6 protein-coding genes are annotated in these 4621 nt (G+C 30.3%); 2 read left to right on the top strand and 4 right to left on the bottom strand.

Translation table 11 applies throughout. The features are described 5' to 3' along the window. Positions 1-192: 192 nt before the first annotated feature. Together AADI82_RS13770 and AADI82_RS13775 are read right to left on the bottom strand one after the other, a co-directional pair. Entirely contained in the window at positions 193-783 is a 591-nt protein-coding gene (locus AADI82_RS13770; RefSeq protein WP_341217004.1) for a HupE/UreJ family protein, read from the bottom strand. A 61-nt stretch (positions 784-844) separates the two neighbouring features. Continuing rightward, positions 845-1807: an NAD-dependent epimerase/dehydratase family protein gene (locus AADI82_RS13775; protein ID WP_341217005.1), complete on the bottom strand. Its 963-nt coding sequence runs from the start codon at positions 1805-1807 to the stop codon at positions 845-847. A gap of 156 nt (positions 1808-1963) precedes the next feature. Here AADI82_RS13775 and AADI82_RS13780 point away from each other — a divergent pair, with 156 nt between their 5' ends. After that, positions 1964-2485 (top strand): hypothetical protein, encoded by a 522-nt coding sequence (locus AADI82_RS13780; RefSeq protein WP_341217006.1) that lies wholly within the window; start codon positions 1964-1966, stop codon positions 2483-2485. A 93-nt stretch (positions 2486-2578) separates the two neighbouring features. Here the strand turns inward: AADI82_RS13780 and AADI82_RS13785 are convergent, their stop codons facing one another. Continuing rightward, the gene (locus tag AADI82_RS13785; protein WP_341217007.1) at positions 2579-3292 is read right to left on the bottom strand and encodes a hypothetical protein; all 714 of its coding nucleotides are present in this window, start codon (positions 3290-3292) and stop codon (positions 2579-2581) included. Between the two features lie 177 nt (positions 3293-3469). On the opposite strand from AADI82_RS13785, the gene AADI82_RS13790 reads away from it, so the two are divergent. Further along, positions 3470-3937 (top strand): CBS domain-containing protein, encoded by a 468-nt coding sequence (locus tag AADI82_RS13790; RefSeq protein WP_341217008.1) that lies wholly within the window; start codon positions 3470-3472, stop codon positions 3935-3937. A gap of 2 nt (positions 3938-3939) precedes the next feature. On the opposite strand, the gene AADI82_RS13795 is transcribed toward AADI82_RS13790, so the two are convergent. Next, positions 3940-4621: hypothetical protein (locus AADI82_RS13795; RefSeq protein WP_341217009.1), on the bottom strand; the 682-nt coding region annotated here is incomplete at its 5' end.

A 4621-nucleotide genomic window follows, 5' to 3' on the forward strand; every position in this document is an offset into this window, starting at 1 on the left:
GTAAATTAGGGTTAAAAACACGTTCGCAAGAAGCATAGAAATTATTACAATCTACTAGTGCAAACATACTTGTAAAGATACAAGAAAAATTGTCTTTTATAACCTGACAGGTCTTTGTATATTTAGATTGTGCAAAAAAAAATTGAATAGTGAAAGCCCGACCCCTTTACGGGGTAACACCCAAATAATTATTTATGATAAAAAATCACTATTAAGTAACATTGGGATTACCAATCCTACAACAATAGCCGATATAATCATAATCCAATCGCGTTTGGTAAACCTAAATATGGTTTGCACAACATAGCTTAAAAACAGTACAATAAATACAATAATAACTTGAGCAAACTCTATGCCTAAGGCAAATTCTAGCAGTAAAACGAGTTTATTATCGGTAGTGCCCAATAACATTTTAAATTCGCGCGCAAAGCCTAAACCGTGTACTAAACCAAAAAATAATGTGGTTAAAAATAGTATGCCTATTTTTTCTTTTTGTGCACCTTTACCAGCTGTAAACACATTATATAATGCCACAATTAAAATGGTAATGGGTATTAAAAACTCAACAACCTGACCATTAACACTAACTACATTATAGGCTGCTAAAACAAGTGATAGGGTGTGCCCCAATGTGAATATAGAAACGAGTAACAATACCCGTTTCCAGTCTTTAAAAACATACGGAATAGTGAGCACTATTAAAAACAAAACGTGGTCGTAAGCATTAATATCGAGTACGTGATTAATGCCGTATTTTACGTTAAATAAAAAATTATCAAACATATTAATTAAGATTTAGGGTTATTCAAATATACAAATAAAGATATTTGCGCTCTTAATTTTATTATTTTACAGTAGTATTGTATTTTTTTTCTAATTGGAATAGCATTTCTTTAGTAATGTCTTCAAGAGAAAAAACAGGCCTCCAATTCCAATCTTGTCTTGCCACTTCGTCGTTTATGCTTTTTGGCCAACTATCTGCAATGGCTTGCCTATAATCTGGTGTATAGCTTATTTCAAATTCTGGAATATACTGCTTTATTGATGCTGCAACTTCTTTTGGCGTAAAACTTATTGCCGCTAAATTGTAGGATGATCTTATTTTTACAGCATCACTATCTGCGGTCATAATATCTATCGTGGCTTTAATAGCATCATCCATAAACATCATAGGTAGTTTAGTGTTTTCTGTTAAAAAACAATTGTATTTTTTATCGATAACTGCTTTATGATAAATATCTACTGCATAATCTGTTGTACCGCCACCGGGTTGTGTCTTCCAACTAATAATTCCTGGATAGCGTAAACTCCTTACATCTACTCCGTATTTTTGATTATAATATTCGCACCAACGCTCACCGACTTGTTTTGTAATACCATAAACGGTTGTAGGTTCCATGGTTGTATATTGTGGTGTGCTTTCGGTTGGTGTTGATGGACCAAAAACTGCAATGCTGGAAGGCCAAAACACGTGTTTTACAAACTTCGCTTTTGCTAGATTTAACACATGAAACAAGGAATTCATATTCAAATCCCAGGCTTTCATAGGGAATTTTTCTCCTGTGGCACTTAACATGGCAGCCATTAAATAAATGGTGTCTATATTATATTTTTCTACACACACTTTAATACTGGTATAATCTTGAGCATCAACAATTTCAAAAAAACCGGAGTTAACAATATCTAAATTACTATAGCTTATATCGCTTGCAATAACATTTTCATCACCATAAATGTTTCTAAGCTTAAATGTTAATTCGGAACCTATTTGTCCGCAAGCACCAATAATTAAAATTTTTGGGTTCATTTAAAACACTGTTTATTAAGAATAAATCAAAAATAATAAGATTTGATTGATAATAATTCATTTTAAAGGTGAAAATTTTTTAATTAGGCGTTTGATTATTTTACTTAAAACAAACTATTCCTATATCTTTGTATAGCATCCAAAACATGTAGCCGTATGAACATTAAACTTTTGAGTATTATAAGTATTTTTATAATACTGACTTCATGCAAAAAAACTGAAGAAAATATAGCTATCGACACTACTATTACAGAAAATACTAATCAAGAATTATCTGAAAGCGACATATTAAAACTTGATTATCTTGATTTTGGTTTAGATGAAAAAACAGAACACGTTATTGAAAACTGGCAAGAATATTATCAGCTTCAAGACGTAGTAAACAATGTGAAAAAAGGTGATTTAGGTTTTTTTAAAAATAATGAAGAAATCATTAAAACACTTTTAACAGATTTAAAAAAGAATATTCCAGCGCCTGTAAACACATCAGCTACTTTAGCTAGAATACAGGTTTTAGAAACTAAAATTTATAAATTAGAGAGCCTATCGAATCTAGATACAACAACTAAAGATGAGCTTAATTCTACTATAAAAGAATTTTTAGTTTCTATCTCTAACTTAAACTTTCAAATGAATAAAAAACTGGAAAAAGACAGTCAAAATATTCAAAAACCATAATAAAACTAAAATCTAGCAATTACAAATTCTTTCAAATAAAGAAGCACAGTTTCTAAATTTAGAAAACTGTGCTTCTTTTATAATTTTTTATGCCTAATTTTTTGGTTGTGTAGCAGCCTGTGTTAGCGCTTGCTTTTGTCTTAATAATTCAGTTTTTGTTAACTGGATTAAATTAAAATTAGGTGCTGTTTTTAGAGTGGCATCTAAAATATCTACCGCCTTATCAATGTTTGCATTTTTATCTTGGTTATAGACAACTAAAGCTTTTAGATACATAAAAGCAGCCTTTAAAGATACTTGATAAGGTTGCTGTGTTTCGTAAAATGCTTTTGTCATATCATCTTTAGCATTAGCAATGCCATAAGTAATATGTTTAGAAGCTTCTGCAAATTTTTGAGTTTGTAAGCTTAATTCTGCTAACTCATAAGCAATAAGTGCATTTGGGTTTCTTTTAAATAGTTCCTCAAAATGACCAATAGCTAATGCTGGCCTTTTAACCGATTTTAAAGACAATGCTTTAACCTCAACTGCAATATCGGAATCTCCAACATTTTTTTCAACACCAATAGTATTCAATGCCTGTATATACTTACCTTCACTCATATAAATATAAGCTAAAGTATCTTTCCTTGCTACAGATGGCGATAACACATTTAAATGTGTCATAGCACTAATTATACCCTGCATATCGCCTTGAGCCCTCATTTGTTTATAATAAGCCTCGTAATGTTTTATTAAATCTGGGTTGCTTTGTGCATTCATTTGAAAACAACCAACTAATAAAGCCAACATTAAAAATCGTTTCATCTTTGTTTTTTTAAATTTTGCTAAAACTATAAAAATTAACACTTAATACCTTAAAAGAATGCTAATTATTTTAATAATTATACAATCTTGAATTTAAATGCACTTATAAGTAGTTCTTCTCCTTTAGGAAAACTCAAAAAAATTAAGTACATTTAAGATTACTAAATTTTATTTATTATGGGAATTAAAAGTTTTCAAGGCGCAAGAAGACAACAAGCCAATGCAACAGACACGACACCATTAAAGGTTAGTGATTATATGACAACGAATTTGATTACGTTTACCCCAGACCAAACGATTGAAAGTGTAATGCAATCGCTAATTAAAAACAGGATTTCTGGTGGACCTGTAATTAATGATAAAAATGAATTGATTGGTATTATTTCTGAAGGTGATTGTATTAAGCAAATTAGTGAAAGTCGCTATTACAATATGCCAATGCAAGATAAAACTATTGAAAAACATATGGCATTAAATGTTGAAACTATAGATGGAAACATGAATATTTTTGATGCTGCCAATAAGTTTTTACAAGCAAAAAGACGTCGTTTTCCTATTGTTGAAAATGGTAAATTAGTTGGTCAAATAAGCCAGAAAGATGTGCTTAAAGCTGCTATGGCTTTAAAGGGACAGAACTGGAAATAAACTTATCTACGATTATTTAAATGATTAGATGCTTTTGGATGATCTGTAATAATCAGTTTTTGTTTATCATTACTTTCTAAAGCTACAATTTTAGAATAGGAATATTCAGGAATTGGCTCGCTCAACGTTTTCCATTTTACAATTCCGGCTACCGTTATTTTTTCTCCAACTTCAATAACACCTTCTTTATAACGTAATTGTTTATTAAAGCCAAAAAAGTTAGTACTATCTATATTATATGTTTTAAGTAAAGCTTCAAATTCTGGTGTTGGGTCGCTAAAGGTACCAGATGATGCTTTTTTATCAATCACTAAATGACTTATAAAGTTTTTAGGATTTACACTTGGTTTTATAATAGCATAACTCCCGTTTTGTTCAATAAAAAAATCTTGTATTCGTAGTTCGTTTACTATAGTTTTCCAATGCGAACTCTTGCCACTACTTACCCGTTTTTCAATTTTAATAGTATAAAAAATACATTTTCTTTTACTTAAAGGTGCAACCAAAGGCGCTTTAACATGCAGCGCTTTACCATAAATTTTTATAAACTCGTTAGTTTTTAAACTTGCAATAGCTTTGTGTCTTGTTTTAGAAAGTTTTCTTAGTATAATTTGTTTGGGGTTAAAATAATACACACAAAACGCGATGATTATAATAACTAGAATAATTATAATGGGCAGCATA

The organism is uncultured Wocania sp., assembly GCF_964021735.1.
In the GTDB taxonomy this organism is placed as follows: domain Bacteria; phylum Bacteroidota; class Bacteroidia; order Flavobacteriales; family Flavobacteriaceae; genus Wocania_A.

What these genes read in the sequence shown, in the direction of transcription:
- AADI82_RS13770 (WP_341217004.1), bottom strand. Translation starts at nt 783, where the DNA reads ATGTTTGATAATTTTTTATTTAACGTAAAATACGGCATTAATCACGTA.
- AADI82_RS13775 (WP_341217005.1), bottom strand. Translation starts at nt 1,807, where the DNA reads ATGAACCCAAAAATTTTAATTATTGGTGCTTGCGGACAAATAGGTTCC.
- AADI82_RS13780 (WP_341217006.1), top strand. Translation starts at nt 1,964, where the DNA reads ATGAACATTAAACTTTTGAGTATTATAAGTATTTTTATAATACTGACT.
- AADI82_RS13785 (WP_341217007.1), bottom strand. Translation starts at nt 3,292, where the DNA reads ATGAAACGATTTTTAATGTTGGCTTTATTAGTTGGTTGTTTTCAAATG.
- AADI82_RS13790 (WP_341217008.1), top strand. Translation starts at nt 3,470, where the DNA reads ATGGGAATTAAAAGTTTTCAAGGCGCAAGAAGACAACAAGCCAATGCA.